The organism is Ruegeria sp. CDSA236 (genome assembly GCF_059611285.1).
Window position 1 is genome coordinate 272,325 of the sequence record NZ_JBXWPG010000003.1, and the last position, 25,423, is coordinate 297,747.

The following is a 25,423-nucleotide window of genomic DNA, read 5'->3' on the forward strand; positions in this document are numbered from 1 at the left end:
CACTGAGCTTTGCAAATTCAACTGCGCGGGACGGGAGTTACTATTGGTGCTGAAGGTTTGAACGCACGCTCCGAGCGCTTCGCCACGGCAAGAATGTAAGAAAGAAATTGACCGTGAAAAGCAAGCAAGCTGAAACAGCACTCTTTAAGGAAGCAGGCGCCACCGCACACTTTCGGGCAAAACAGGTTTAACCCAAGGTGTTGCCGGTGATGAAGGTGTACGAACTTTCGACCAGATCGATGACGAATTCCAACTCTTCTGGTGTGGTTGGAGTATAGATCATGACAAAGCCGCTCCATCCGGGGCGTTGATCAGCCCAAGGGTGAGCTACGGCCCAGCCAGCCTCAATTGCTTTTCGCGCCAATGCTGGGTCGAGCGAAGCGTGCAAGCTGCCATCAGGATGCATATGCGCAAACTCAAACCCACCGACGATAGAGCTCGGTCGAGACAACAACATGCCGGGATCAAGCTGAAAGCCAATCGCGCCAGGTAGTGATATGCGTGTGGGGCCAAGTGTGACCCCTGGGAATTGCGCAACTCGCTCCAGCAATAGCTGGGACAAATCGGCATCAATTTCGACACCAATCTGAGTATGCGGTACGCCGCTTGTTGTTTCCGGACGGGGCGAGGTGCGCTCCGGGAACGCGTACTCTTGCGCATATGCCAAAGGGCTCGTGACCGCCGCTACTGCGACAACAGCAAATATTTTCGGGAAAATATCCATATTGTTGGCGACCCCGTCAAAAGTTAAGAAAGAGCGCTCCGAGCAGTTTCAGCGCACTTGCACACATCATTCAGCCTTTAACGCTTCGATATTGATCAAGAGCTCTATTTCGTCGCTCACCGCAGGTGCAAACGCCCCAAGTCCGAATTCTGACCGCACGATAGTCGCCGTGGCTGCCAGCCCCAAGGTTGGCGTGCCCTCTTTTGGGCCAAACGGGTATGGCGCTGACTTGTTAAGCGTTGTTTCCAGAACAACAGGTTTGGTGACGCCATTCATGGTCAGGTCGCCAGAAATATTCGCGGAATTGTCCCCGGTCACTTCAATGCTGGTTGAGGCGAATGTGACCACGTCACCGTCACTCGCGCTAAAAAAGTCATCGGACATGAAGTGTTGCAAACGGGCATCCCAGCCCGTGATCATGGATTTTACAGGCATAGACGCTTTGACAGATGACGCAGACGGATCATCTTCGTCGAACTCAATCTCACCGCTAAAACCTGAGAACATTCCATATGTTTCTGAGAACCCGATGTGGTTGTAGCTGAACAATACCTGGCTGTGTCCAGGATCCAACTCGTAAGTGCCACTCTCGGACAATGCGGTTGTCGCGCCCATCGATAAGATTACCGCCAGCGGGGTTGCTGCCACTTTGAACATTGATCCGCTCCCATTTTGACAAGACGTGTTTGCGAAATTGAATTTTGGGATTTAGTTTTTAGCTTGCCATACTTTTAGGACAAAATGTTCTACTATGCAACTAAATGTTCTATAGGAGGGGTGATTGAAAGAAGATCCTAGGCTGATCGCCACACGACAGACCGCGCTTGATGCTGCGCAAAAGATACTAATGGATGAAGGCGTGCTGCACGTAACTCATGGCTCAGTATCGAAGGCAACGGGCATTTCGCGCAGCACACTTTACAGACACTGGCCAGATGCGCGCAGTCTGCGTGATGCAGCGTTCAGGCGCATCGCAACACCGCCGAACATACCGCCCAAAACCGATGGCCCGCTACGATCTGACCTGCGCTGGCTACTCGGTGTACTGATGGGAGCCTTGAATGACACACCATGGGGCCAAATCGCGCCTCAGGTGGTCGCTGCTGCGTCCAACGATGCAGAAGCGAGGTTGGTGATCACTGAATTTATGAAAGACAGGTTCGCAAGTGTTGAAGCAGTATTTGCAGCCGCAATAGGCCGCGGTGAGATCACCGCTGACGTCCCGGTTGACCAACTCATAGAACTAGCAGTCGCAGCACCTTATTTCCGCAAACTCATACGTCACGAGGCACTGGACGAAGATTGGTTGGATCAACATGTTGATCTGCTTTGCAATATAGCGAAAACCAATTCGGGACATTGAACATCGCCTGAATTTGCAGACAAAGCGACCAAGAAGCCTAACGATCTCCAAGATCGCGGTGGGGCTACGTTCGCTGCGTGACATCAGCACGTCGCATGGTCAAAACGAACCGCTACTCACAACGTTGATGTCTGTACCCTGATTTGTCGCTGCCGCTCATTCCTATTGCAACATGAACACCTTGGGCTCAGTGTTGCCATTCTCCGCAGCAAGCATGATAGGCCGCTAGCAGCCCAAAGCGGACCTTCAAGACAGGAATTTGCAGTTTCGTTGATGCGAGCCTACCCGCCGTTCGCTACTCTCGCATAAAAAGCATTCACAGTCTCGGTTAGCGGCCATTCAACAACGCTTGCCATGAATTGACTTTTGGTGCGAAGGAAGCTTTCGCTTGGATCTATGTTAGGCTCAGGATGCATTGATTTTCGCTGCGCTGCGTGATTCACGGCTCCAAAAACGGAGCGATGACATGAACGACCTCTATTGGCTGACAGACGAGCATATGGCCATGCTTTCCCCTTTCTTCCTGAAGTCGCACGGTAGGCCACGGGTCGATGATAGAAGGGTGCTAAGCGGGATTATCTTCATCAATCGCAATGGGTTGCGTTGGCGAGATGTGCCCTGGGAATCCGGACCTAAAAAGACGCTCTACAGCCGGTGGAAGCGTTGGAGCGAGAAAGGCATCTTCGCACGGATGATGGCTGGTCTGGCTGCCGAGCATGGTGAAAAGAAGATGGTTATGATCGACGCCACATATCTAAAAGCCCATCGCACGGCGTCCAGCTTGGGCATCAAAAAGGGGGGCATGGCCGCCTGATTGGCAGAACCAAGGCGGCATGAATACCAAGCTGCATGCTATTTGTGATAGCTAAGGTCGCCCGCTCAACCTGTTTGTTGCTGCCGGGCAAGTCAGCGATTACATCGATGCTCGGGCTCTGCTCAGCAGCATATTAAACGTGGATTGGCTGCTCGGGGATCGCGGCTATGACGCCGACTGGTTCCGTGAAGCGCTAAAAGACAAAAGCATACGCGCCTGCATCCCAGGCCGTATGCAACGCAAGACACCGGTCAAATACGATAAGCGAAAGTACAACGTCGCAACCGGATCGAGATCATGTTCGGCAGGCTCAAGGATTGGAGGCGCGTGGCGACACGCTATGACCGTAGTCCCAAGGTCTTCCTCTCAGCCTTCGCACTCGAGGCAACCGTTATGTACTGGTTATGAATCCTGACCCTAAGTAGAATTGGTCAAGTTGAGAACACTGTCGGTTTCAGCGCCAAGCCTTGTTGCAACTAACTTCATTGAGCCGCCTGGCGCTCTTTTTCCGGCCAGAATTCATCTACCACGACATATGCGATGATTACAAAGAAGGCGGCGCTGGCAACTTGCAAAACTCGAATGATGCTCTTGACGTCAGCCTCGTCTGAAAACGGCGCAACCGACCCGCCGTATACAATCAGAGCCGTTGTAATAGCAGAGCCGGCAGCGGCGGCGAGTGGGGCTTGAGATTTACCGAGTGCTCCGAGTGTCAGGCAAAAGAAAAAACACAGCAGAATGGGCGTTAGAATAACCGGAGCTATTACGTTTATCTCATAGCAAATGATGGATACTGCCGCCCCAAGAAGGTTTGCCGTCAGCATTGCTTTTGCAACTGTTTTGCCTGCAGCGGGCATTGCCGCAAGTTGCTGGCTCAGCAGGGCGACAAAAAACAAAACAAGTAGTGCAGATGCGCCGGAAACAAAAAACGCCAAGGCAAACGGCACTGTTACAAGCGACATCCTGACTATTCGGCGATGTGGGTCGAAGTTCGGCGACGATGCGGCCTTCTTCTGGGCCGCTGTTTGAGGTTCGGCGGGGATCAGCGCGAACATTAGCGTCGATACGAAGCCCGCAAACAGCAGATTCAAAGGTATCCAATACACAAGCACCAAGGCCAGATCCTGGGATTGCAGAACCAAGTTTGGGATCATCAATGCCCCCATGAGAGCTATGACACCGGGTAATACTCCGGCGCCGGAAACTGACCACATGAAAGACAGGATTATTCCAATCGCCACCAGCATCAGAAATACAAGCGGATATGGTGAGAAGATTGACGACATCAGGAACGAAATGAACATCAATCCAATAGAGAAGACAAAGAGCTTAGCAAATGCGGCCAAAGGCAATGCGGCAGGTGCTTGCAGAAAAAGGGCGGCGAACACCGCCCCGACGACGGCGAGCGGCCACCCAAGAAATAGGCCCAATGAAAAGACGCCGGTAACACCCAGCGCAAGCCGGGTGACAGAGCGTTGGTCCTCAGTACGCATAGGACAGAATTGAAACCACGCGGATGTAGGTGCGACCTACGAGGTTCAGCAACGAGTTGTCGCTTAGGTACATGATCACATCGGCTTGCCCATTCAGTTGAAAGCGAAGGTCATCTTCGGTGCTTCCGGCTTCATAGCCGGGTAAAACGATCCTGACTGGGAATCTCTCAGGCTCTCGTAAAAAACCTTTGGTGCTTGGCGGGCTCGCCAATTGCCCAGGCACATCACCGCCGCTTAGGGAAACCGCCGAACTAAAGCTCTCAATGACGCCCGGAATAACCTGACCTGGATGCATGTCCAACACTACATCAACCGGAGACCCTATCGAGGCTCTTCCTAGGTTGTTCTCGGAAAAATACGCCTCAATCCAGACGTCAGTTGCGTCCAGAAACGTCAACAGATCCTGACCGGATCGCGCATATGTTCCGGGGGCTATCAGCAAATTAGAGATGACACCTGTCGCCGGAGCGCGCAACTCAGTCCACTCAAGGTTAAGCTCTGCATCCGCCAAGGCGGCCAACGCGCGCTGGATTTTCGGGTTTTCGATTCCGTCGTCACCAAGTCTCTGTTTTGCTTTTTCCAGATCTGCTTTTGCGTTCTCATAGTTTGCCTCGGACTCTGCCAGTTGCCCTCGCGCATCATCGGCCTTTGAGACGGCAATCAACCCTTTCTTTTCGAGCGCAAATACGCGTTCTGTTTGAATGCGCATCGTATCCAGATCGCTCTGCGCCCTTGCCAGTTTGGCCTGTGCCGCTCTTACTTCTGCCGAAGATGCGCCGACTTCTTGAGTGGCTGCTTCGAGATCAGCTTCCGCCTTGTCGCGCTGAATCTCGTAGGGTCGCGCATCGATCCGGACAAGGACATCTCCGGCCGAGACAATCTGACCATTTTCGACCAATACTTCAGTCACGGTGCCAGTCACCTGAGGGACGATCTGAGTCGCCACGGCTTTTACTCTGGCGTTCCCGGTAAATGGCGTTTTCCGATCAGCGACCAAATACCAGACAAGGAAAATCAGAATGACAGCCAGGGTTGTCCATATCGTTTTCCTCATTTCGTCGTACCATCAGCAACACCCTCGGCTTCGGGCGAGGTATCAATCCAAACCTTGAACAGCTCATAGAAGACAGCAAAGAGAACCGGCCCCATAAAGACGCCGATCAAACCGTACGCCATCATACCTCCGAGAACACCGATGAGGATGACCAACATAGGAGTCTCGAGGCCTTTTGAGATGAACACGGGTCTTAGGAAACTGTCCATTATAGTGACGGGAACAGCCAGTATGGTGAAGATCAAAGCAGTTCCGCCGGACATGGAACTCCATGCGTAGATAATTACCGGTATAAGAACCAATCCGGGCCCGATTTGGATAATCGAGAGTATCAGGCAGATGAATGCCAACGTGGCGGCCGAAGAAATCCCAAACAAAGCCAACAGTATCCAAACGCAGACCGCTTGAATGGCAGCTACGCCAATCACGCCTTTTGTAACGTTCCGAATTGTTGCGCCTGCCAGTGTTACGAATTCTCCACCGCGCGGAGCGAAAACACGGTTGGCAAAGCGCTGAAGACCCTGGACCATATTTGGCCCGGGGCTGAACAACGCCCCCATAATCAATACGGACAGAGCTAAGCCAAGAAGCCCGATGCCGATGCCCAACACCTTTCCAAACAGCGACTTGGTGATCTCAAGGATTTGCGCGCCATATTTCGTAAGCGCGCCGTCAAGATTGCGCTCAAACATCCCCCAGACATCGGAAATTTTGTCTCCAACCAATGGCAATTCCTTGAGGCCCTCGGGCGCAGGGGGGACTTTCAACTCACCCTTGTCAGCTTGTTCCGCGAATTCAGCCCCTAGTTCTGCAGCACCAGACACCGCAGTTGCGACAGGCCCGAGGGTCAGAACAAGGCCCAGCAAAACCAAGATCGTCGTGGCAAGCTTTTTCCGACCTCCCAGCTTGGACTGCAGCCAATCAAATGCCGGGTAAAGCGCCACACAGAGGATAGTTGCCCAGATAACCACGCTTGCAAGCGGGGCCACCATGACCAGAGCGCTGTAGAGAAATAGTCCGAGAAAGAGCAATCGTATCGCTAGATCGACAATCTTTGCGTCCTGTGTCTTTTCCATTCCATCCCTCCATATATTTTTTTGAATGTTATACTCAAAAAACATAATATGTATATTTTTTTGAGTTTTAGTGATCATCTATCAGCTTGAAGGCGCAAATGAATCCAGGCCGCGGTTTGAGATGCACAGACGGGCCAATGCCTGTGCAGGAACTCGGTTTGGCTCATTTGAGTGCAGTCTATTAGTCCGCTTTTTTGTCGTCTTGGGACAAGATTGTATCTGCCACTGTGGTCGCCGCGGTCACGAAGACACCGAGGCCCACGATGATGTAAATCATTGTGAAGATCTTCCCTGCCGCGGTTTCAGGTGAGAAGTCACCAAACCCTACGGTCGAAATTGTCACTACAGAAAAGTAGATTGAGTCGAGCCAACTCCAACCCTCGACAAAGTGGTAAAAGACCGAGGCCCATAAAATCATTCCAACCGTGAAGGCAAGAATGCCTTTCACTCTACCGTCTTTGAAAGCGACGCCTATCCCACGTGTTATTCTAGTTAGTGAGTTCATCCTGTCCTCGTTGTTTGAAGAATTCACATATAACAGTAATTAGATAAATGTGGGAAATCGAAGAAATCTGGCTGCCAATAGCTTGGGAATGCGTCGAGCCGCTGAAGTCGCAACCCCTGCAACGTGTCCAGTTCTGGTCGGTCAAACTCGCTTCAAGCCAGCTGATTGGAAGCTGGGTCAGCGGTACAAAAGTTATTTTGTCATCTACCCGTGATTTAGCTGTCCGACCAAATCAGCGAGAGTTATCAGCTGTACGGTCAAGATCATTCAGAGGTCGGGAAATTTACCGACCATATAATCCATTAACCTAACAAATAAATGGTTTAGGTTGCCCAAGGTATGAATCGGAACATTAGGAGAAAAGCGTGCGGTACGTTGCAAAAGGTGTATTTGTTTGTTGCGCTGTCGCGTTTGTGGCTGTGTTAGCAGCTTGGCTTTTCCTGTCTTCTACGTTGTTTTCTTCTGTAAGGACCACCTTCGTTGAAAACCTGATCTCCAAGAAACTTGGTCAGGACGTCATCATAGAGGATGAAGTGCGTCTAGGCCTTGGCCGGCACTTGCAGGTGTCAGCGGCGGGGCTGGTACTACCCGGTTCGCGGAGAGCGAACGAGAATCTGGCAGCAATCGACGAAATAGAGTTCGAAATTTCCACGCGCGACCTCTGGAACAGTAATCTATCGCTGAGCAACCTTTCTCTCTCGGGCGTTCACCTGAACCTGATCACAGGCAAAGACGGCGTCGGAAACTGGCAGTCCCTTTCCCTATCAGATGTAGAAGCCGGGCAAGCTGCTAAGTCTCCTAAAATGCCTTTGGCTGGAGTTCTAACGGACCATAAAATTGACCTGACCGATATCACCGTTTTCTACCGAAATGATCTAAACGGGCTTGAGCTGGATCTGAAGCTTTCTGAGCTGCTTCTAAAACGCGATACGGAAACCGACGTTGCGACCGCAGTTGGGACCGGTTCGCTAAACGGAGAGAGGTTTGATCTGAACGCGACATTCCCTGCGGAAGACCCGTTTCAGGTAGCGGTGAACTTCGAACAGATTTCGATTACCGCAGAGGAATCCCCCATAGAAGACGGGCTGCAAGTGAAGACGACCCTAGAGGTTGTAGAACTTGGCCAGCTTCTCGATATCCTGAAGATTGACCGTGTCCTGGAAGGTTCAGGAAGTATTGGTGCAACATTCAAATCGGTCGACGGCGTTGCTCGGATTGATGATCTAAGTGTTTTGACGGAGTTGGATGGCGGGCAAAGCCTCTCGCTGACAGGACAAATCGGAGAATTGGGGAACCCGGAAGACGTATCGCTGACAACCCGCATTCGGTTGTACCCTGAAGATGCTGAACCGGGCACAGCCGCATCGCGGTATGATCTTAAACTTATCGCGGTCGACATGGTTATCGACAGCGTCCCCGGGCAGATTCCGCAGCGGCAAATGGTCATTAAGACCAACGGATTCACATTGGACACGTCTGGCGAGGGTCCGCCTCCGATCAAGTTCTCCGAACTTTCCAGAACACCAGAGGGCGCCTTAAGGGTCGGAAGCATCAACTTGAGAATTGGGAACCCGGCTGATCCGTTTATCATTTTGGACGGTTCGGTCGATGACGCGCTGCAGTTACAAGGAATATCAGCAGAAGGTCTAATGGATATTCCGGCAAGCAGTTTGATCTCACCAGAACTGTTAGGACCGGACGACCAACTCGGCAGATTTTCCGGCGACTTTCATTTGAATGGCGATATCAATCAGCTATCGCTGACGAATTTGGATGGCAGGACAAGCGAAACGGAAGTCTGGAACCTCGAAGTACATGGCACTGTGAAGAATGTACTCAAATTCGAGGACCTGGATTTAGCAATTGATGTCGAAGTCCCGTCAGGAGCGAACCTTTTGGAGGCACTATCGCTTGAACGCGTGGAAACCGGACAGGCTCGCCTTGAGATTGACCTCGCTAGCGAAGGCACCGATTGGAACGCGAGTGCCAATGTCGAGGTTTCTGAATCTGTCCTGGAAATTGTCGCCGATCTTGATGATGCAACAAGTGATCCTGTGCTGAACGGTTCCATAGAGAGTGACTTGATAAAGATAGATCATATTCGAACTATCATTCAGGCCGCCGCACAGTTGCGGAAGCTAGGCGGTATGGAGCCCGACGAGGAAGACGTCAATCAAGAAGCAGATGACACTGGCCCTTTGAGAGATGTGACGCTTAAACCAATAGGGCGTTCAGTTCTTTTGTCCGGTATGGATATGGATGTCGACATTGACCTTCGGCACATAGAGGGCGCCAAAGGCATTAGCAGTTTGCAGAGCGAACTGACGCTTAACAAAAATGAGCTTAAGGCCGGACCTTTGAAATTTGAATACGGTGGCGCTCATTTCGACGTCAGCGGGCAAATGGATCTATCGAACGACGCTCACCTGCTCACGTTGACCGGCAAGGCAGGCGGCTGGCAGCTGGATGATATTCTTCACGGTCTGAACTTCAAAAAAGGTGCAAGCGGTACGATCTATGCAGATTTTTCGGTGTCAGGAGGAACCGATTCACCCAAGCACTTTGCCAACAGCATGAACGGCAACGCCACAGTTTCATTGCGTGATGGCTCGATCGAGACCCAGCTTTTGGATTTGGCGGGGCTGGGTGTGCTACCTTGGGTGTTTACCAAAGAAAAACAAAAGGTTGCTCCGATCGTGTGCTTGCGCGCGCCGATTAGTATCTCCAATGGAAGTATTTCGACGAAACAAACCACCTTGGAAACGGATCATGTCCAAGTTGTCGTTTTTGGCGGGGTCGATGTGGCTGGCAAGGTCTTGGATTTAGATCTACAGCCCCGCAAGATTGGCGAACCTCTTTCGAAAAGCCCCTGGCCAGTGACTCTAAAAGGCCCGCTAGCTAAGCCGAAAATCAAGGTCAAGGACGGCCCGAAGCGACTGAAACGATCAGATGGTGCAGACAAAATGCCTGCCAAAAGAAAACTCTGCGTCCCGGATATTTTGCAACTGCAGTAGTAGTAGTGGAGGCAGTTGGTTCAGGAATAAATCTAGAATTAAAGAAAGATTGCAGTGCTCCCGAAAAGGGATTTCCGTTTTGAGCCCAGACTTACCGGATGCTGCACGATGTACTAATGTCAGCTTTTTAGAGATGACATTGCACTTGTCAAAATGACATGTATAATGTCGTTATGAAGGCAGAACAACTTCACCAACTGATTTGGATGTCACGCCCCTTGATGCAGGCCGCAGAAGCCTGCGTTGAAACGGGCTTGGTCGGAACCAACCTAACAGTCCGGATGCGCGCCGTTCTGGAGATGCTGGACAAATACGGAGAGCAGACCGTCCCAGAGATTGCGGCAAGACTCGAAATCAAACGGCAATACGTTCAGATCATGTGCAATGAGACGCTGGCCTCAGGTCTGGTCGAGCACCGCCCAAATCCTCGCCACAAGCGGTCTCCTGTCCTGACGTTGACCGATCACGGTCGCACCCTCATTGAAGAGATCATTTCGAACGAAATGAAGCTTATGGAGAGGGTTGGTGCGAACCTACGCAGTGAGAGCATTTCCACGGCGCTTGAGGTCGTGCTCACAGTGACGGACAGACTAAAAACCCAAGCGGGAGAGAGCGAATGACTTTCGGTGTTATCTTGGCCACCGCGGTCTTGCTCCTAATTCTCTGGCTCGCCAACGGTATAAGACGCATTGGCGCGGTCAGTGTAGGAGAAACGATATCGGACCGGAATGGATCAGCACTACTGCTGATTGATCTACAGTCGGTATTCTGGGAGCGCGGTCCGTACTCGAACGCCGCAAAAGAAGCCGCCGCAGGTGTCATTCTTTCGGAAGTAGAAGCTGCGAAAGCGCAAGGCCATCCCGTCATCGCCGTGCGTCAGGAATGGTCGATCCCTTCAACCAAGGCAGTGGCAAAACTTTTGATGAAAGGGCAGGCGATAGAGGGCAGCGACGGGACCGAAATTGCCGAGGTTTTTACATCTCTACCCGACCATGTGCTTGTTAAGCGCGTGCAGGACGCATTCGAAATGGGCGAACTGGATGCTCTTTTAGAGAGTTACGACGTCGGCAGGCTGCGCCTTGTTGGTTTGGACTTGAATTACTGTGTGCAAAAGACGGCGCTGGCGGCCAGAAAACGAGGCTATGACGTCACCGTCGTGAAAGAGGGGGCGCTCGCAGCCGCACCGACGGAAAGCGCTGAAAAGAAGATGTCGTCAGCAGGTGTGGCCATTTGCTGAGCGGACATTGATCTTTCAAGCGCAAACGGCAGCTTCGTCCCGCTCAGCAGACGTTCAACGAGTTTAGAGGAACGTCTGCCTTGAGCCCAAAGCGGAATTGCTTTGCCACGAACATTGGCAGCTAAAGAAACGCAAGTAACTAACTCCGCGGATATGAAGGTGACCGTTTGCTGAATGCGCGACAGGTATTTGAGCATTACCTTTTTAGTTGTGCGTGTATGCCTGTACCTATGCTTTCTATTCATTAAGGCTTTTCAAAATCTGACGAATGGGCTGACAGAAGCAACCCACCGAGCTAACTTCATTGCAAAGAGGAGGGGTGAATGGGAAGACGTCTCACGACGGTATTGGCCGCCGACATTGTGGGCTATTCCGCGCTGATGGATCAGGACCGTACTGGCACAGTCGCTGCATTAAAGACCTTCCGTGAGGACACGTTTCTCCCGATCGTGGAAGATACCAATGGTTCACTGATCAAAAGCATGGGTGACGGCTGGATCGTCGAGTTTCAATCACCATCTGAAGCAGCAGCTTGCGCGATTGCAGTTCAGTCCGCCCTCAAACCTGACCACATCAAACTGCGCATCGGGGTTCACACAGGGGAAGTGGTAACCGATGGCGATGACATTTTCGGCGACGGCATCAATGTTGCGGCGCGTCTGGAGGCTCTCGCGAAGCCGGGACAAGTGCTCTTTTCGGATACGTCACATAACAGCCTTGACCGTAACGATGCGGGATTATTCGACGGCGGAGAGCAAACCGAACTGAAAAACATCACGCGCCATGTTGGAATCTGGTGTTGGCCAAAGGGTACGAAAGCCAATCTCGCGATCAAAGCGGATGTGAGGCCAGGAATCGCAGTGCTCCCATTCGACAATATGTCGGGTGATCCGGAGCAGGAGTTCTTTGCCGATGGCATAACGGAAGACATCATAACTGAGCTATCTCGGTTTCGTTGGTTGATGGTCGTCGCACGAAACTCTTCTTTTGCTTATAAGGGGAAAAGCACGGACATCCGCGACGTGGGCCGCGACCTAGGGGTTCGGTATGTACTGGAAGGCTCCGTTCGGCGTTCCGGGCAGCGCGTCCGCATCACGGGACAGCTCATAGATACCGAAAATGGGAGCCATTTGTGGGCGGACCGCTTTGACGGTGTGCTCGACGACATCTTTGATCTTCAAGATCAAGTCACCGAAGACGTAGTTACAGCTATTGAACCATCGGTGCGGCACGCTGAAACAAATCGTGCGCGTGCAAAGCCCACCAAGGACTTACAGGCATACGAGCTCTACCTCCGAGCATTATCACATTTCCACTTGCTGACTGACCAAGACAACATAGAGGCAATACGACTAACAAAACTGGCTTTGGATCGAGATCCGGAATACGCCTCCGCAGCGGGCTTGCTAGCATGGCTTCATATCCAACGTCTTGTGCAAGGTTTGGAGCCTGTAGATCAGGGACCCAAGTCAGCTGTCGCGGCCGCAGAGCAGGTGCTGCGGAGCGATCGCGCGGACGGCATTGCAAAGGCTTATGCCGCACATTCGATCTCTATGCTGGCACAGGACCTGTCCCGCGCGCGGACAGCCTTTAAGGAAGCATTGTCGGAAAATCCCAACGCGGCGACGGTCCACATGCTCGCCGCTGCAAATCTTTATTTGCTGAATCGCCCTGACAAGGCGCTGGAACATGCAGTCCGGTCTGTCGAACTCAGCCCGTGTGATCCATTGCGGCACGCCGCTTTCATGGGACAGGGTGCCGCCTTGTTTCACTTGGGACGTTATGAGGAAGCCGCGCAGGCCTGTCGCGAAGCCTTGTCTGTGCGTGCAACCTTCCTGATGAGCCACCTGATGCTGATTGCCTCGCTCGCTGAGCTCGATGACATAGATGCGGCAAAAACAGCGGCTGTCAAATTGAACGAGATCGCTCCGAATGCGGCTTCGATAACCGAGACAACACGTTTACCATTATTCTCTATTCCAACCTGCGCTGATCGCTGGCGCAGCGGGTGGAAAAAAGCAGGGTTGCAAGTGTGAAGGCAAACGGCACCCCCCCCCGGTTCCGACAACCATGCATTCGGTAAAGGATATTTCGCCTTTGTCTTGAAAATCAGTCGCTGACCAAAACTCTGCCTGGCTGGCCCTCCTCATGGACACGGAACACCAAAATGGTTGCCCCTTCGTCCCCTGAGCGAGCGGTGTGCACTTTTTTCAACGGAACGACGCCTACGTCACCTGAAAAAGCTTCTTGTTCGCCTTCGCCGTCTAGGATGAGGGTGACGCTGCCCTGCAGAATGTAGGCAAATTCTTCACCGGGATGCCAATGCATTGGTAAAGTGAGGTTTGGTGGTAGGGCAACATGGCTCACGACAACCTCCAAGCCCTCAGTGCTTTTGAGCGACTCGGTTAGCAAGTCCTGAATAAGCGGTTTTTGCAAAGTCGCTGGATCCCGCACATCGTGCGACATAGCCGCTGCGGCACCAGTCACGACAATCAAAAAAGCTAATATGATTGGTTTCCACATCTAATCCCCTCCCACTTTTAGAAGATGATGGCATTGGGACCTTTTCGAAATCAATGCTGGTGTGCACGCGGTTAACTGCGACGTTCCAAATTGTTGTGTCAAAGGCTGTTCCAGGGTCCGCAAAGTTCGCGCAGCGCTTCTTAGTGGACGGTGCGGCGAGTGGCGGCTTAGCCCTGCAGACCGTGAGTTACCGTTCTACAGGATTTCGCACGCTCGACGAACGGCAGCTAGACACACACTATTCAGCACTTCGCCGTGGTGACGGCGGAGTGCTCTTTCCACTATCTCTCAAGATTCTGCTTTGGACTCACAACAGGCTCCGGTGCCGTTGCAGAAAGGTCCCCTGCCCCACCAATAGCTGATCATGCGGACGGCCCAAATCAGTCGACACGCCTTTACACGACTGAACAGATAATGACGCCAGCTATCTATGCTTTTGGTCGCCGTTGCTTATTCATGAATGGCACGCATCTTGCATCTTTGTCTAAGCCGCACCGGCAAACCGCGCTCAAAAATCATCCCCTGCAATTCAAACCTGTCCAGGAAGCCACAGGACGATAGCAGGGAACGCAACGAGCATTGCGATCGTCGCTGCATCCGCCAGAAAGAAAGGCGTTACACCTTTAAAAACATCCTGAACGCTTAGGTCATCACGCACGCCAGCCACTACAAAGCAATTCAGCCCGATAGGTGGGGTGATCAGGCAGAATTCGGCCATTTTTACGACCAGAATACCGAACCAGATGGCACACATCGGTCCGGACATACCGAAGGTACTGTCGGCTGCGCTTACGGCCTCGCCACCGTTCAGCGCCATGACTGCGGGATAAACAACCGGCAACGTCAGCAACAACATTCCGATCGCATCCATGAACATGCCCAGAACGGCATAAGCCAGAAGGATGCAGACCAAGATCAGCATTGGCGACATCTCAAGCGAGGTGATCCAGTCGGAGAACGCGATGGGTAGTTCGGCAAAACCCAAGAACCGGACGTAAACTAACACGCCCCAGATGATGGTAAAGATCATGACGCTCAGCTTGGCTGTCTCCAGCAACGCGTCTTTCAGCTCAGACCAGCGCATGCCTTGGTAAAGAGCCATCAGAAAGACAACGAAAGCACCGATTGCACCACCCTCGGTTGGCGTGCCCCAAGCATCGCCTCCGAATGGGTTGTAGACAAAGAAGATGATGGTAACGACGACAAACAAGATAGGCAGTGCGGGCGGAAGAGACATGAAACGCTCTTTCCATGTAAAGCCTGAGACTGCGGGACCAAAGTCTTTGATCACAACAGCCATGCCAATGATCAGCAAGCCATAGATCAAAGCTGAGAACATGCCCGGAATGAAACCGGCTAACAGCAGTTTGCCCACGTCCTGTTCCACGATAATCGCGTATATGACCAAAATGGCCGAAGGAGGGATGAGCGACGCCAATGTGCCGCCTGCAGCGACGACACCTGCAGCAAAGCGCTTGTCGTAGCCGATCTTCAGCATCTCGGGGATGGCGATGCGGGCGAAAACGGCGGATGTGGCAACCGAGGCTCCTGAAACCGCAGCGAACCCGGCGGTCGCGAAAACGGTCGAAACCGCCAGCCCGCCTGGAACCCAGGCGAGCCATCGCTTGGCGGCTTCGAACAGCGCTTTAGTCAGGCCCGCGTAATAGGCGAGGTAGCCAATAAGGATGAAGGTCGGGATAAGGCTAAGCGCTTGGCTTGAAATCTTGGAGTGCGGCACCTGCCCCGCTGTTTTGACGGCCACAGTCACAGCCTTGCCGAACCGCGCCGGGTCGTACCCAAACTTGGCCCAGAAGATCCAGATCAGGCCAACCATTCCGGCCGTTGCGGCAGCAAATGCCACGCGCATACCCAGCACCACAAGAACAAGCATTCCGCCCGAGACGATCAGACCAATTTCAATGGGTTCCATCAGAATTTATCTCAGTTGTCGTGGCCCGAGACATGCTCGGCTTCCATTGCAGCCTGGGTGGCGGCATCGGGAATCAACGGGACGGCGATAGGCGGCTGGTCAGGATGGCGAATCGCACGACCGTAGGCACAGAGCTGCAGAAAGAGCCTTAGGCAAAGCACGCTAAAGGCGACGGGGGCCAACAGCTTTGCGGGCCACAGCGGGATACCTATGTCGATCGAGCTGTCGCGGCTCCAGAGTGGAGCACCAAGGTCAAAGCTGCGTGCGAAATGCGCCCAGCTCCCCCAGATCAGCAAGACGATCAGCGCCAGAATGACAGCGGTCGTGATAAACTCAACGATATAGAGCGTCCGGCCTCTAAGCGCTCCAACGACCATGTCCATTCGTATGTGGCCGCCATCGCGCTGCGCATAGGAAATCCCCATGAAGGCGATCAACGGCATGGCCTGCTCGATCCAGTCCACGTAACCAGAAAGTGGCGCATTGGCGAAATTCCGACCACCAACGGAGACTACGGCCATGACCATCAGCGAGAAAACTGCAAGACCGCTGATCAGAGCCAGAAAGCTTTCCAGTTTGTAGAGATGTTTATCGAGAATGCTGAGACGGCTGTCGTTGGACAGCACCTGGGATGACCCGGCCATCGTTGTACTCCGCTGTCAGGAAAGAAAGAACCCGACGCCAATCAAGCTGACGCCGGGCAGTGAGTGGATTAGCTGCCATTAGCGATCTTCCCGGTCACAAGGTCATAAAGCTCTTGTGCTGGCAGGCCACGCTCGGTGTTTTCTGCAATCCAGGCCTCGGCCGCAGGGGCGGCAGCAGCTTCTTTGAACGCTGCGATTTCTTCATCACTGAAAGTGACCCGTTCGATGCCGTGCTGATCCAACTCAGGGCCCCACGCTTCCATCGTTTTGGTCTGGTAGTGGCTCACGTAGTGATCCAGTGCCTCTTCCACCGATCCCAGTAGAGCTTCGCGGTGTTCGTCAGATAGATCTTCCAGTGCCAGCGTGTTCACCACGACAGGGCAGTTGACGGTGCCGGGGTTGAAGTTCGTTGTCCACCAAGTGCCATTTTCAATGGTACCAAAGGACATATGCGCGTGTGGCGCAAAGCTGACCGCTTTGACGATGCCGCTGTCCATTGCCTGACGCACTTCGGATGCAGACATTGAGGTCGGAACGGCCCCAACCGTCTCCATCGCTTTACCGATACCGCCGGTGGCGCGCACACTCAGACCTTCAAAATCGGTCAGAGATTTCGGCGCGTCACCTACCCCGACAAGGTTGTACTGCGGTAGCGGAGACGGCATCAGCAGAGTCGCGTCCCAGCGGGCCAGATCCTCGACAACGGCTGGATGTTGATAAACGGCCATCGACAGGTCAATTTCCTGTTCAAGGGATGTCACGCCCAGAAACGGCAGTTCCAAGACAGTGATCGAGGGGTTCTTGTCGCGGTGATAGCCAGCGCAGAACTGGGCCATTTCAAACGCGCCAATCGAAATCCCATCGAGGTTTTCTTTGTTCTTCGACAGGCCACCATAACTGATGTTCAGGGTAAACTCACCGTTGGTCTTTTCGTTCACCAGTTCAGCCAGCTTTTCGACATGCTCTGTGAAAGCACGACGCTTGCCCCACAGGGATACGTTCCATTCGACAGCCAGTGCTTCGGATGCAACGGTCAGCGACAAGGCGGCAACGGCCGCCCGGTTAAGGTGTTTGCGCATAGTGGCTCCTCCCAGATCATGCAATTCGTTTGGGCGGAGTATTCAGAATGCGCGGTGTCCTGACTATGAAGGAAAATGCGCGCGTTTTCCCGGGCGCCCTGCGGATTTCCGCAGAGCTGTTTTCGCCTACAACAGAGCCTCTTTATCGAGACCAAGTTTGACGATCTTTTCGTTGAGCGTCCGGCGGCCAATCCCAAGCGCTTCGGCGGCGGCATCCATGCGGCCTTTATGCGCCTTGATGGCTTTGCCGATGAGCTCGCGTTCAAAAGCGGCAACGGCATCGCGCAGGGTATCCGGCACTTCGTCGAAGTGCTGATCGCTTTGGATAGCCTGCGCCAACGAACCGCCTCCGCGCCGGGCCGCCAATATGCGCCGTTCGCAGACATGGCGCAATTCACGCACATTGCCGGGCCAGTCATGTGCAAGCAGAGCCGCCAAATCGTCCTGATCAAGTTCTGGTACGTCTATCTCATAAACCTGCGCGTATTCGTTTAAGAAATGCGTTGCCAACAGAACCAGATCATCCCGTCTTTGTCTAAGCGGGGGTAAGGACAGGACGACAGTATTCAATCGAAACAAAAGGTCCTGACGCAGGCGGCCTTGCTCGGCCGCCAGTACAACGTCTTCGTTGGTTGCTGACACGACCCTGAAGCTTACCGGCACCGGCGACACCGCCCCCACCGGCAGCACTTGTTGATCTTCGATGACCCTTAACAGCTTGGCCTGCGCCGCTGGTGGGCACGAGCAGATTTCATCCAGAAACAAGGTCCCACCCGATGCCGCCCCAAGCCTTCCGTCGGATTCACCCGCGACGCCGAACATTTCCGCTTCAAATGTATCGGCCGACAATGCGGCGCAATTCAGCGCCAGAAACGGTGCCTCCGGCGAGCGGCCCAAATCATGTAAAGCATGAGCAACCAGCTCTTTCCCGGTGCCCGTATCTCCCTGCAACAAAACCGCAACCGATGTATCAGCAAGATCAAGTACTTCTTGTCGCAAGTCTGTAATGGCGTCCGTTTGGCCCAGCAGGATGCGGTCAAGGCCTGACAGTTTGAACAGCCGGTCTTTGAGGCGGGCATTACTTCTTCGCATTCGGTATTGTTCGGCCGCGTGCCTCAGCACCGTAAGCAATCGCCGTGGTTCATATGGCTTTTCGATGAACCCATATGCCCCGTCCTGTATGGCCTGAACGGCCATCGGGATGTCACCATGCGCCGAAATCAGTACGACCGGAGGCGCCACATGCCTGTCCAGGCTGGTCAGCAATTCAAGTCCCGACATGCCGGGCATACGCACGTCGGACAGAATGACATCGGGCGAGGCGTTAGCCAGATGTTCCGTCACCTGGGTCGCGCGTGGCAAGGCGTTGACAGACCAGTCGGCGGCTTCGAGCAACTCGACAAGAGATTGTCGCATCGATTTGTCATCATCAACGACCAAAACTTTGAAGGGTTGCTGCAGGTTCATTCGTCCGTTTCTTCAGTATTTGAGGCTATCGGGAAGGTGACACGGAAAATTGTTCCGCCGCCATTTCGATTTCTGGCCGTCATTGTGCCATCGTGATCTTTGACAATGCTGGTGGAAATGGCCAGTCCCAAGCCCATGCCTCTCCCGCTCTCTCTTGTGGTTACAAATGGCTCTTGCAACTCTGCCAGCGTTGCCTCGCCCAACCCGTGACCGTTGTCTTGAATTTCCAACACGACCTCATCATCAGAAGCCATGACAGCGATATGGATTTCAGGCGCATCCGCTTCATCCGTAGCATCTATGGCATTGCGCAAAAGATTTGTGATGACCTGTTCGATCCGCAGGGCACTGCCCCGGATAAACGCCGGACCAGTCGACGCATCAATTGAGATTTTCACCTTGCCCTGTTCGATGTTTGGGGCAACCAGAGCCAACGCGGCATTAACCGAAGTGCGTAAGTCTACGTCGTCGAACGCCTCACTCTCCGACCGTGCAAAAAACCGTAACTGGCGTGTGATCCCTTCCATTCTGTCAACCAGGTTGCCGATTTTTTGTGGCAGCTTGGTTTCACCGGAAGATGAAATCTCTGCAGCCACCAGATGATTGCGCATCGCCGCGATGGGCTGGCCCAGCTCATGCGTGACCGACGCGGATAGTTGCCCAAGAGCGGCCAGTCGGCTTGCGCGCTCCAACTCGCCCTGGGTGCGTTTGAGGCTCCGCTCGGCAGTTTTGCGGTCGTCGATTTCGATGGCAAGCCTTTCATTTGCTTCGCGCAGCATTGCTTCTTCCTCTTCGGACCGCGCCAAGGCAGCGCTTACACGTCTCGCACGTTGTATCTGGAAGAAGATAAATGTGAGCCCCGCCAAGAGGACAAAAACTGCAGTTACAAGCCAACTGCGCGCTACAGCCTGATCGTCACTTGCAAAATAGTGAAGCGACCAGCCATGAGGCAAATCCGTTGCTGCAAGATGCAAGCGCTTCGTCCCCACAATTCTGGCCTGATCTCCCGGCAACTCAACCCAATCCAACGCATCTAAGGCTTGCCCCGGAAACTGCCGGGCGTTTCGAATTCGCTCTCGCTGTGGTTCTGACAATGGCGTCAACGCGCGATATTGCCAATCCGAGTTCGAAGAAAGCAGAACGACACCGTCTTCATTGGCCAAAAGAACCTGTTCGCCCGAGTTTTTCCAACTATCCTGAAGATTAGAGAAATCGATCTTAATCGCTATGACGCCAGTTGAATCTCCCTGGTCGTCAAGCACTGCGTTGGCGATGAAGTATCCTGGCAGACCAGTCGTCGCCCCGATGGCATAGAAGCGGCCCTGTTTGCCAGAAATGGCACTTTGGAAATACGGGCGGAAAGCGTAGTTCTGGCCAACAAAGCTCTCTGTGTTGCGGTAGTTCGATGCGGAAATCGTGATCCCGTCTTCGTCCATCAGGTAGATAGCATCCAGCTCCGCCCGCTCCGCAAAATCCTCAAGGCGTCGGTTTAAAGCTCCGGTGCCGTCTCCTTCGGCTGTTCCAATTACAAAGGAATCCTGTGACAGCACATATGTGAGGTGGGAAAATCGTTCGAGTTCGCTGTTTACCGAACTTTGGTAGAGAGAGAGCCGGCCCTGAGCTTTCGAAAGCTCCTCCGAAACGAAGTACTGGTAAGAAATCAAATAAAGGCCAATGCTGGCGGCAATGGCTACCAAAATACCTACAATATACGAAGCTGATCGCATTGAATGCCCATGAACTGCGACAGCATAGGATCACAGTAAGTTTTAGCCGTCCATCCCAAGAGTTCTAATCCGATATTTGGATGTTCAGGCCAAACAAGAATGACCGAGTAATTTGAGAACGCGAAGCAATAAACGAACCCGCCGAAACAACTATGTGCATTGCGCAAACAGACTCGACCCAGAGCCGACATCCAGCAGCCAACCGAGTTGCTGCGGTCGCAGCCCGCATTCCGGACATTCACGGGACACGCTGAGAGCACAGGTCGGTCTAAGGTGTGAAGGACGGAGTTGCCGACCAAAAACCAAAGATCAAGATCAAGATCAAGATCAAGATCAAGATCGGCTTATAAGGTTTTGGTTCTGGATCCTGTTGCATCCGCTTGAGTGACCCCATCAAGAATCCAGCCTAAAGCAAGCATGAACCGTTCGCCGCCGTCTCTGGTTGCATAGGTTTGCATGTTCTTTTGTAATATCGGGGTATCCTCGGGCGCGAGTTGCTTGCCCAACTCCTCACGTATCTGCGGTGGCCGGGTGAGATCGTTGGCGATCGATCCGATGAGTAGCATGGTAATTGCGTCACTCGCTTCGGCGATGGCCCTACCGCTGAACCCACCCGCCCTGAGACATTCAAACATCAGCTCTGTCGTGGTGGCGGTTCCGGGGCCGATGATAGCCTGGCGGACAAAGATCATGCCCGCACCAGGTGTTTCCAATAGCCGCTTTCGAACCTCCTCCAAAAAATCGAGTAAGCGGTCTCTCCAATCTTCCCCTATTCGCAGACCCTGCGCGGCTGCAAGAAAGAGGCTATCAACTGCGAGGGTGGCGAGTTGGTTCTTGTCGTCGATATGATGATAGATCGCCATGGCTGAAACACCGCATTCTTCTGCCACGCGACGCATTGTAAGTGCAGATGGGTCGCTTGACTTCAAAACGACAAGGGACGCTTCAACAATTTTGCCCACCGTTAAGTCACGGCGTTTGTTTGTTTTTTTCGATCGCATAGTGGGTTTGTGCATTTCTTTATTTTACATTGTATAATTAAATATACAAGATAAAGTTATGTGAATTCGACTTGGGAGGAATGCATGAGTCTGGAAGGTTTGCAAGTTGGTGTGATCGGTGGCAGCATCGCAGGCTGCGCCGCAGCAACAGCGTTGACCCGAGCTGGCTGCAATGTGGACGTGTTCGAACGATCCTCAAAAGGGCTGATGGACCGCGGGTCCGGCATCGGCATTCCGGGCCCTCTACGCGCCACGCTTATGGACAAGGGATATCTTCCTAAGAATTTCCCAAGTTGCGAGATGAAATCGCGTTGGTGGCAGTTTCCCGATGGAAGTCGTGACGGAAAGCGCTTGTGGACCCAAGCGACCCCCGCCTTCGCCAATAACTGGGGGAACCTGTGGCGTGCGCTGCGGGAAACAGTCTCCGATGACATCTATCACGAGGGCAAGATGCTCTTGGATTTCGCAGAGACTGCAAATGGAGTCACAGTGACCCTCCAGGACGGTGAGACGCGTGACTTTGATCTTCTCATAGGCGCGGATGGATACAACTCTGCGGTGCGCCAAAAGATGCATCCCCACATCGAAACGGACTACGCAGGCTATGTGCTGTGGCGCGGGAACTATCCTGAGGCAGAGTGTGCCGACACCCATTTGATTGAGGCGATCGACAAAGAGACGGCCTGGTTGACTGTCCCTTTTTCGGGCGGACACGGAGTCCTTTACATGATCCCGAATTTTGACGGCAGCGCCGCGACCGGGCAACGCCGTGTGAATTGGGCAGTGTACGCATCCTGTCCTGAAGCACAACCGTTGAACGGCGTCGAATCTATTCCCCCAGGCAGTGTCACGATGGCGGCGTTCGCCGAGCTTCAGATGCTGTTGAACGATCACTTTCCACCCGCCATTCGCAGCCTCCTCGCCCAAACCCGCCACAAAGACGTGTCGATACAGCCGATCTATGACAGCATCGTCGATACCTATGTCAGCAAAAGAACGCTGCTGATTGGCGATGCAGGAACAATGACCCGCCCGCACACCGCAAGCGGGGCTACAAAGGCATTAGAAGACGCGCTGGCGCTGGAAATGCTTGCGGTCGCAGCCAAAGATCTACCTGACCTGCTCAAAAGCTACGACGCCCAACGATGCGGGCAAGCAAAAACCCTCAGTCAAATTGGCCGACGTATTGGCCAGATGCAGGTCGTTGAAACCCCTAATTGGGAGGATATGTCGCCAAAGGATTTTGAGGATCTGCACTCTGCGATCCTGTCAGGTGACAAGCTCTATCTCTACGGTGAGGAAGCGTAAGCCGAAGTGGCGGGCATGACTGGTCCAATTTTGAGCAGCCTTAGAAACTTGATACAGCGGATCTTCTTAAGCGTTTATCGCCCATAATCCACAAGGCGGGCGCCCGCTTTTCGATGGTGACTGGACAGTCTAGGCTTCTTGCAGCCCCCGGTGTCGCCGCAGCATATTGGCGGCGAGGACTATGCGCGCGGATCACGGCCCTTTCCGGACATACAGTATACGATAACGATACTGCGGTCGCAGCCCGCATTTCTGCCGTTCGCTTCAGGCGCAAAACCCACAACATTGCGCTCGAAATCTGGCGCTGTGACGCGGCGATGAAACCGGCCATTGGTGCAGCGCGCAGCGAGGCTGGAACGATCAATTCACACAGTGCGGACGAAGCTGCCGGTTGCTGAACGTCTGCTTCCCGTTAACGCTGAATCTCAGACAATCCACCCAAAGACATACCCCGCCCCGAGCGACCCCAGAATTGCAAGCAACAGATAGAGCATGAACGGTTTAAATCTGAGCACTGGTGCAATGGCCATCGCACCCCAGATGCTGACAACACCGCCCGAGACAAGGAAAGCCATCGCCGCGCCTTCGGACATGCCGTTGTCGATCAACCCGCGTGTCAGCGGGAGCGCAGCGTAACCGTCGATATAGGCCGGGGCACCGACAAAGACAGCGGCGGGTATGGCCCACCATTTGTCTTCGCCAACATATGCTGCCAGTGCGCCCGGCGTCAGTGCGGCGTTTAAGGCATACTCGGCGGCAAATGCCGGGATCAGGCAGGTCAGGATCAGCCGCGTGGTCGCCCAGAACTGTCTGCTGAAAGAATGCCTTCGTGCCTCAGACCGCCATACCCATGGATCAAAGGGTTGATCCCTGCCGCATCGTGCGGCACTCAGTTGGCGCGCAAGACCATTGTCTCGAAGCGCGCTCATTGCCCAAGGTGTCTTGGCGAATAGCCCTGTGATCACGCCCCCGAATACGCCTAATCCGAAAGCTGCAAGTGTTTTGCCGATCGCAAAGCTCAAACCCAGTGTCGCGGCTGTTGTCGCGAGCATCGCCGGATCAGTTATTGGGGAGGACAGCCAGAATGCCATGATCGGAGCGAGTGGCACGCCCGCTGCCAGCAATCCGGCCATTAAGGGCAGCACCGTCACACCGCAGACCGGCGTGATGGCTCCGATGAGCGATGCAGCCAAAACCGTTCGCAACGTCCTGCCCTCGAACGCGCCAGCGATATGGGTATCCGCGCCGCTGGCGATGATCCAAGCTGCTAGAACTATGCCCGGAATGACAATGGGGGCAACGACAATTAGACCCCATAAGACGAACCTTGCTGCGTTTGCGGCGTGTTCCGGCCAGACAAGACCGACGCCCGCCAACATCAGCAGAGACAGGCCCCATATCAGGGGTTTCCAGTTGGATGGTCGGTCGGAGTCGGTTTGATCGGACATGGGATACTCCTCTGACCTTGAAAAATAGTGCGGCGCGAGGCATCTGTGAAACGCATAGTTTCAATTTCCGATATTGGAAAAACAAATGGAAAACCTGGATAGCGATCTTTTGCGAACCTTCGTCGCCGTGGCTGATGCCGGAAGCGTCACAGAAGGCGCCGCTCGTATCCACCGGTCGCAGTCCGCAACAAGCCTTCAAATCAAGCGCCTTGAAGGGATTCTTGGTCAGCCGGTCTTTGACCGACATGGCCGCGGGGTGGTCCTGAGCGACACGGGACGAAAGCTATTTCCAGTCGCGCAGGAGGTGACGGCACGTCTCGACGCGGCACTACGGGAGATTTCCCAGAACACTGTAAGCGGGAAACTACGTTTGGGGATACCCGACGATCACGGGCGAACCAAACTCGCCGAGATCATTGCGTCCTTCACCCGTCATCACCCAAAAGTCGAACTGGATATCACCTGCGCCCTGAGCACAAGTTTTCCCGAGGCCCTCGACAAAGGTTCGCTGGACCTTGCGGTCTATGAGGTCGAAAACCCGTCCAGCCAAGAGGAAGTTCTTTATGAAGACCCAACTTGTTGGGTGTCGTCGGCGCGCCGGAATTTTCAGATCGATGAAAGCCTTCCGGTGGCCCTATTCGATCATGCGTGCTGGTGGCGCGACGCGGCAGTCAGTTCATTGCAAGCCCGCGGAGAGCCATATCGCCTTGTATATTCCAGCCAGAGCGTCTCTGGCGTGATCGCAGCGGTTGAGGCTGGGATTGCAGTAGGTCTACTTGGTCGCTCGTCGCTTCACGCAGGTCTATCGGTGGTGAACGACGCATTGGACTTCGGAAACACACCTGCCTCCAAGCTGGTGATGGCATCCAGCAAGCCGAAAGAACAAGGGCCTCAAGACGCTATGAAGGAGGCGATCCGAGCCGCATTTATGGCCAAGCCATAAAAAACTGACTTTCGCTGCGTTCTGTCAAATGGGCAGGTCGGACTCGGTTCCTGACATCGGAGGCGGCGCGGCA

21 protein-coding genes and 1 pseudogene are annotated in these 25,423 nt (G+C 53.6%); 8 read left to right on the forward strand and 14 right to left on the reverse strand.

Features of this window, described 5'->3' with window-relative positions; translation table 11 throughout:
• Positions 1-187: 187 nt before the first annotated feature.
• Both AC2FLB_RS07370 and AC2FLB_RS07375 read right to left on the reverse strand, forming a co-directional pair.
• A complete protein-coding gene (locus AC2FLB_RS07370) occupies positions 188-724 on the reverse strand; it encodes a luciferase domain-containing protein (protein WP_496702438.1) in 537 nt (178 codons plus the stop codon).
• Positions 725-790: 66 nt separating this feature from the next.
• Complete coding sequence (locus AC2FLB_RS07375; protein WP_496708958.1) at positions 791-1,381, reverse strand: YceI family protein; 591 nt, start codon at positions 1,379-1,381, stop codon at positions 791-793.
• A gap of 124 nt (positions 1,382-1,505) precedes the next feature.
• Here AC2FLB_RS07375 and AC2FLB_RS07380 point away from each other — a divergent pair, with 124 nt between their 5' ends.
• Together AC2FLB_RS07380 and AC2FLB_RS07385 are read left to right on the forward strand one after the other, a co-directional pair.
• Entirely contained in the window at positions 1,506-2,087 is a 582-nt protein-coding gene (locus tag AC2FLB_RS07380) for a TetR-like C-terminal domain-containing protein (protein WP_496702442.1), read from the forward strand.
• A 466-nt stretch (positions 2,088-2,553) separates the two neighbouring features.
• Positions 2,554-3,309, forward strand: a pseudogene (locus AC2FLB_RS07385) (IS5 family transposase).
• A gap of 74 nt (positions 3,310-3,383) precedes the next feature.
• Here AC2FLB_RS07385 and AC2FLB_RS07390 read toward each other — a convergent pair.
• The 4 genes from AC2FLB_RS07390 to AC2FLB_RS07405 all read right to left on the reverse strand — a co-directional run bounded on the left by AC2FLB_RS07390 (position 3,384) and on the right by AC2FLB_RS07405 (position 6,972).
• On the reverse strand, positions 3,384-4,394 hold the full coding sequence (locus tag AC2FLB_RS07390; RefSeq protein ID WP_496701436.1) for a DUF2955 domain-containing protein: 1,011 nt from the start codon (positions 4,392-4,394) through the stop codon (positions 3,384-3,386).
• Positions 4,384-5,448, reverse strand: coding sequence for an HlyD family secretion protein (locus AC2FLB_RS07395; RefSeq protein WP_496701438.1), 1,065 nt, complete (start codon positions 5,446-5,448; stop codon positions 4,384-4,386). The genes AC2FLB_RS07390 and AC2FLB_RS07395 overlap by 11 nt, the downstream gene beginning before the upstream one ends.
• Positions 5,445-6,602 carry an AI-2E family transporter gene (locus AC2FLB_RS07400; RefSeq protein WP_282027164.1) on the reverse strand — a complete coding sequence of 386 codons (1,158 nt, stop codon included), beginning with the start codon at positions 6,600-6,602 and terminating at the stop codon, positions 5,445-5,447. The genes AC2FLB_RS07395 and AC2FLB_RS07400 overlap by 4 nt, the downstream gene beginning before the upstream one ends.
• 103 nt (positions 6,603-6,705) lie before the next feature.
• Positions 6,706-6,972, reverse strand: coding sequence for a potassium channel family protein (locus AC2FLB_RS07405; protein WP_246097203.1), 267 nt, complete (start codon positions 6,970-6,972; stop codon positions 6,706-6,708).
• 422 nt (positions 6,973-7,394) lie between these two features.
• Between AC2FLB_RS07405 and AC2FLB_RS07410 the strand changes: the two genes are divergently transcribed.
• From AC2FLB_RS07410 to AC2FLB_RS07425, 4 genes are all read left to right on the forward strand, one after another.
• Positions 7,395-10,043, forward strand: coding sequence for an AsmA family protein (locus AC2FLB_RS07410; protein ID WP_496708959.1), 2,649 nt, complete (start codon positions 7,395-7,397; stop codon positions 10,041-10,043).
• A 206-nt stretch (positions 10,044-10,249) separates the two neighbouring features.
• Positions 10,250-10,663: a MarR family winged helix-turn-helix transcriptional regulator gene (locus tag AC2FLB_RS07415; protein WP_496691971.1), complete on the forward strand. Its 414-nt coding sequence runs from the start codon at positions 10,250-10,252 to the stop codon at positions 10,661-10,663.
• Complete coding sequence (locus AC2FLB_RS07420) at positions 10,660-11,280, forward strand: cysteine hydrolase family protein (RefSeq protein WP_496691970.1); 621 nt, start codon at positions 10,660-10,662, stop codon at positions 11,278-11,280. Before AC2FLB_RS07415 ends, AC2FLB_RS07420 begins: the two co-directional genes overlap by 4 nt.
• A gap of 347 nt (positions 11,281-11,627) precedes the next feature.
• Complete coding sequence (locus tag AC2FLB_RS07425; RefSeq protein WP_496708960.1) at positions 11,628-13,316, forward strand: adenylate/guanylate cyclase domain-containing protein; 1,689 nt, start codon at positions 11,628-11,630, stop codon at positions 13,314-13,316.
• A gap of 73 nt (positions 13,317-13,389) precedes the next feature.
• On the opposite strand, the gene AC2FLB_RS07430 is transcribed toward AC2FLB_RS07425, so the two are convergent.
• From AC2FLB_RS07430 to AC2FLB_RS07460, 7 genes are all read right to left on the reverse strand, one after another.
• On the reverse strand, positions 13,390-13,803 hold the full coding sequence (locus tag AC2FLB_RS07430) for a cupin domain-containing protein (RefSeq protein WP_496691968.1): 414 nt from the start codon (positions 13,801-13,803) through the stop codon (positions 13,390-13,392).
• A gap of 529 nt (positions 13,804-14,332) precedes the next feature.
• Complete coding sequence (locus AC2FLB_RS07435; RefSeq protein WP_496691967.1) at positions 14,333-15,733, reverse strand: TRAP transporter large permease; 1,401 nt, start codon at positions 15,731-15,733, stop codon at positions 14,333-14,335.
• A gap of 11 nt (positions 15,734-15,744) precedes the next feature.
• Complete coding sequence (locus AC2FLB_RS07440) at positions 15,745-16,377, reverse strand: TRAP transporter small permease subunit (RefSeq protein WP_496708961.1); 633 nt, start codon at positions 16,375-16,377, stop codon at positions 15,745-15,747.
• Between the two features lie 68 nt (positions 16,378-16,445).
• A complete protein-coding gene (gene dctP / locus AC2FLB_RS07445) occupies positions 16,446-17,456 on the reverse strand; it encodes a TRAP transporter substrate-binding protein DctP (RefSeq protein ID WP_496708962.1) in 1,011 nt (336 codons plus the stop codon).
• Positions 17,457-17,582: 126 nt separating this feature from the next.
• Positions 17,583-18,923, reverse strand: a complete 1,341-nt coding sequence (locus tag AC2FLB_RS07450) for a sigma-54-dependent transcriptional regulator (RefSeq protein ID WP_496708963.1) — start codon at positions 18,921-18,923, stop codon at positions 17,583-17,585.
• A complete protein-coding gene (locus AC2FLB_RS07455; protein WP_496708964.1) occupies positions 18,920-20,650 on the reverse strand; it encodes a sensor histidine kinase in 1,731 nt (576 codons plus the stop codon). Before AC2FLB_RS07455 ends, AC2FLB_RS07450 begins: the two co-directional genes overlap by 4 nt.
• Before the next feature lie 344 nt (positions 20,651-20,994).
• A complete protein-coding gene (locus tag AC2FLB_RS07460) occupies positions 20,995-21,651 on the reverse strand; it encodes a TetR/AcrR family transcriptional regulator (RefSeq protein WP_496708965.1) in 657 nt (218 codons plus the stop codon).
• An 84-nt stretch (positions 21,652-21,735) separates the two neighbouring features.
• Here AC2FLB_RS07460 and AC2FLB_RS07465 point away from each other — a divergent pair, with 84 nt between their 5' ends.
• On the forward strand, positions 21,736-22,959 hold the full coding sequence (locus tag AC2FLB_RS07465) for an FAD-dependent monooxygenase (RefSeq protein WP_496708966.1): 1,224 nt from the start codon (positions 21,736-21,738) through the stop codon (positions 22,957-22,959).
• 425 nt (positions 22,960-23,384) lie between these two features.
• Here the strand turns inward: AC2FLB_RS07465 and AC2FLB_RS07470 are convergent, their stop codons facing one another.
• Positions 23,385-24,407 carry a permease gene (locus AC2FLB_RS07470; RefSeq protein ID WP_496691960.1) on the reverse strand — a complete coding sequence of 341 codons (1,023 nt, stop codon included), beginning with the start codon at positions 24,405-24,407 and terminating at the stop codon, positions 23,385-23,387.
• A gap of 85 nt (positions 24,408-24,492) precedes the next feature.
• Here AC2FLB_RS07470 and AC2FLB_RS07475 point away from each other — a divergent pair, with 85 nt between their 5' ends.
• Positions 24,493-25,350 (forward strand): LysR substrate-binding domain-containing protein, encoded by an 858-nt coding sequence (locus AC2FLB_RS07475; protein WP_496708967.1) that lies wholly within the window; start codon positions 24,493-24,495, stop codon positions 25,348-25,350.
• Positions 25,351-25,423: the final 73 nt, after the last annotated feature.

Excerpts from the sequence above, each read along its gene's own strand:
- dctP (WP_496708962.1), bottom strand. The coding sequence starts at position 17,456 with ATGCGCAAACACCTTAACCGGGCGGCCGTTGCCGCCTTGTCGCTGACC.
- AC2FLB_RS07395 (WP_496701438.1), bottom strand. The coding sequence starts at position 5,448 with ATGAGGAAAACGATATGGACAACCCTGGCTGTCATTCTGATTTTCCTT.
- AC2FLB_RS07430 (WP_496691968.1), bottom strand. The coding sequence starts at position 13,803 with ATGTGGAAACCAATCATATTAGCTTTTTTGATTGTCGTGACTGGTGCC.
- AC2FLB_RS07455 (WP_496708964.1), bottom strand. The coding sequence starts at position 20,650 with ATGCGATCAGCTTCGTATATTGTAGGTATTTTGGTAGCCATTGCCGCC.
- AC2FLB_RS07420 (WP_496691970.1), top strand. The coding sequence starts at position 10,660 with ATGACTTTCGGTGTTATCTTGGCCACCGCGGTCTTGCTCCTAATTCTC.
- AC2FLB_RS07375 (WP_496708958.1), bottom strand. The coding sequence starts at position 1,381 with ATGTTCAAAGTGGCAGCAACCCCGCTGGCGGTAATCTTATCGATGGGC.
- AC2FLB_RS07465 (WP_496708966.1), top strand. The coding sequence starts at position 21,736 with ATGAGTCTGGAAGGTTTGCAAGTTGGTGTGATCGGTGGCAGCATCGCA.
- AC2FLB_RS07460 (WP_496708965.1), bottom strand. The coding sequence starts at position 21,651 with ATGCGATCGAAAAAAACAAACAAACGCCGTGACTTAACGGTGGGCAAA.
- AC2FLB_RS07435 (WP_496691967.1), bottom strand. The coding sequence starts at position 15,733 with ATGGAACCCATTGAAATTGGTCTGATCGTCTCGGGCGGAATGCTTGTT.
- AC2FLB_RS07475 (WP_496708967.1), top strand. The coding sequence starts at position 24,493 with ATGGAAAACCTGGATAGCGATCTTTTGCGAACCTTCGTCGCCGTGGCT.
- AC2FLB_RS07400 (WP_282027164.1), bottom strand. The coding sequence starts at position 6,602 with ATGATCACTAAAACTCAAAAAAATATACATATTATGTTTTTTGAGTAT.
- AC2FLB_RS07470 (WP_496691960.1), bottom strand. The coding sequence starts at position 24,407 with ATGTCCGATCAAACCGACTCCGACCGACCATCCAACTGGAAACCCCTG.
- AC2FLB_RS07450 (WP_496708963.1), bottom strand. The coding sequence starts at position 18,923 with ATGAACCTGCAGCAACCCTTCAAAGTTTTGGTCGTTGATGATGACAAA.
- AC2FLB_RS07390 (WP_496701436.1), bottom strand. The coding sequence starts at position 4,394 with ATGCGTACTGAGGACCAACGCTCTGTCACCCGGCTTGCGCTGGGTGTT.
- AC2FLB_RS07370 (WP_496702438.1), bottom strand. The coding sequence starts at position 724 with ATGGATATTTTCCCGAAAATATTTGCTGTTGTCGCAGTAGCGGCGGTC.
- AC2FLB_RS07440 (WP_496708961.1), bottom strand. The coding sequence starts at position 16,377 with ATGGCCGGGTCATCCCAGGTGCTGTCCAACGACAGCCGTCTCAGCATT.
- AC2FLB_RS07415 (WP_496691971.1), top strand. The coding sequence starts at position 10,250 with ATGTCACGCCCCTTGATGCAGGCCGCAGAAGCCTGCGTTGAAACGGGC.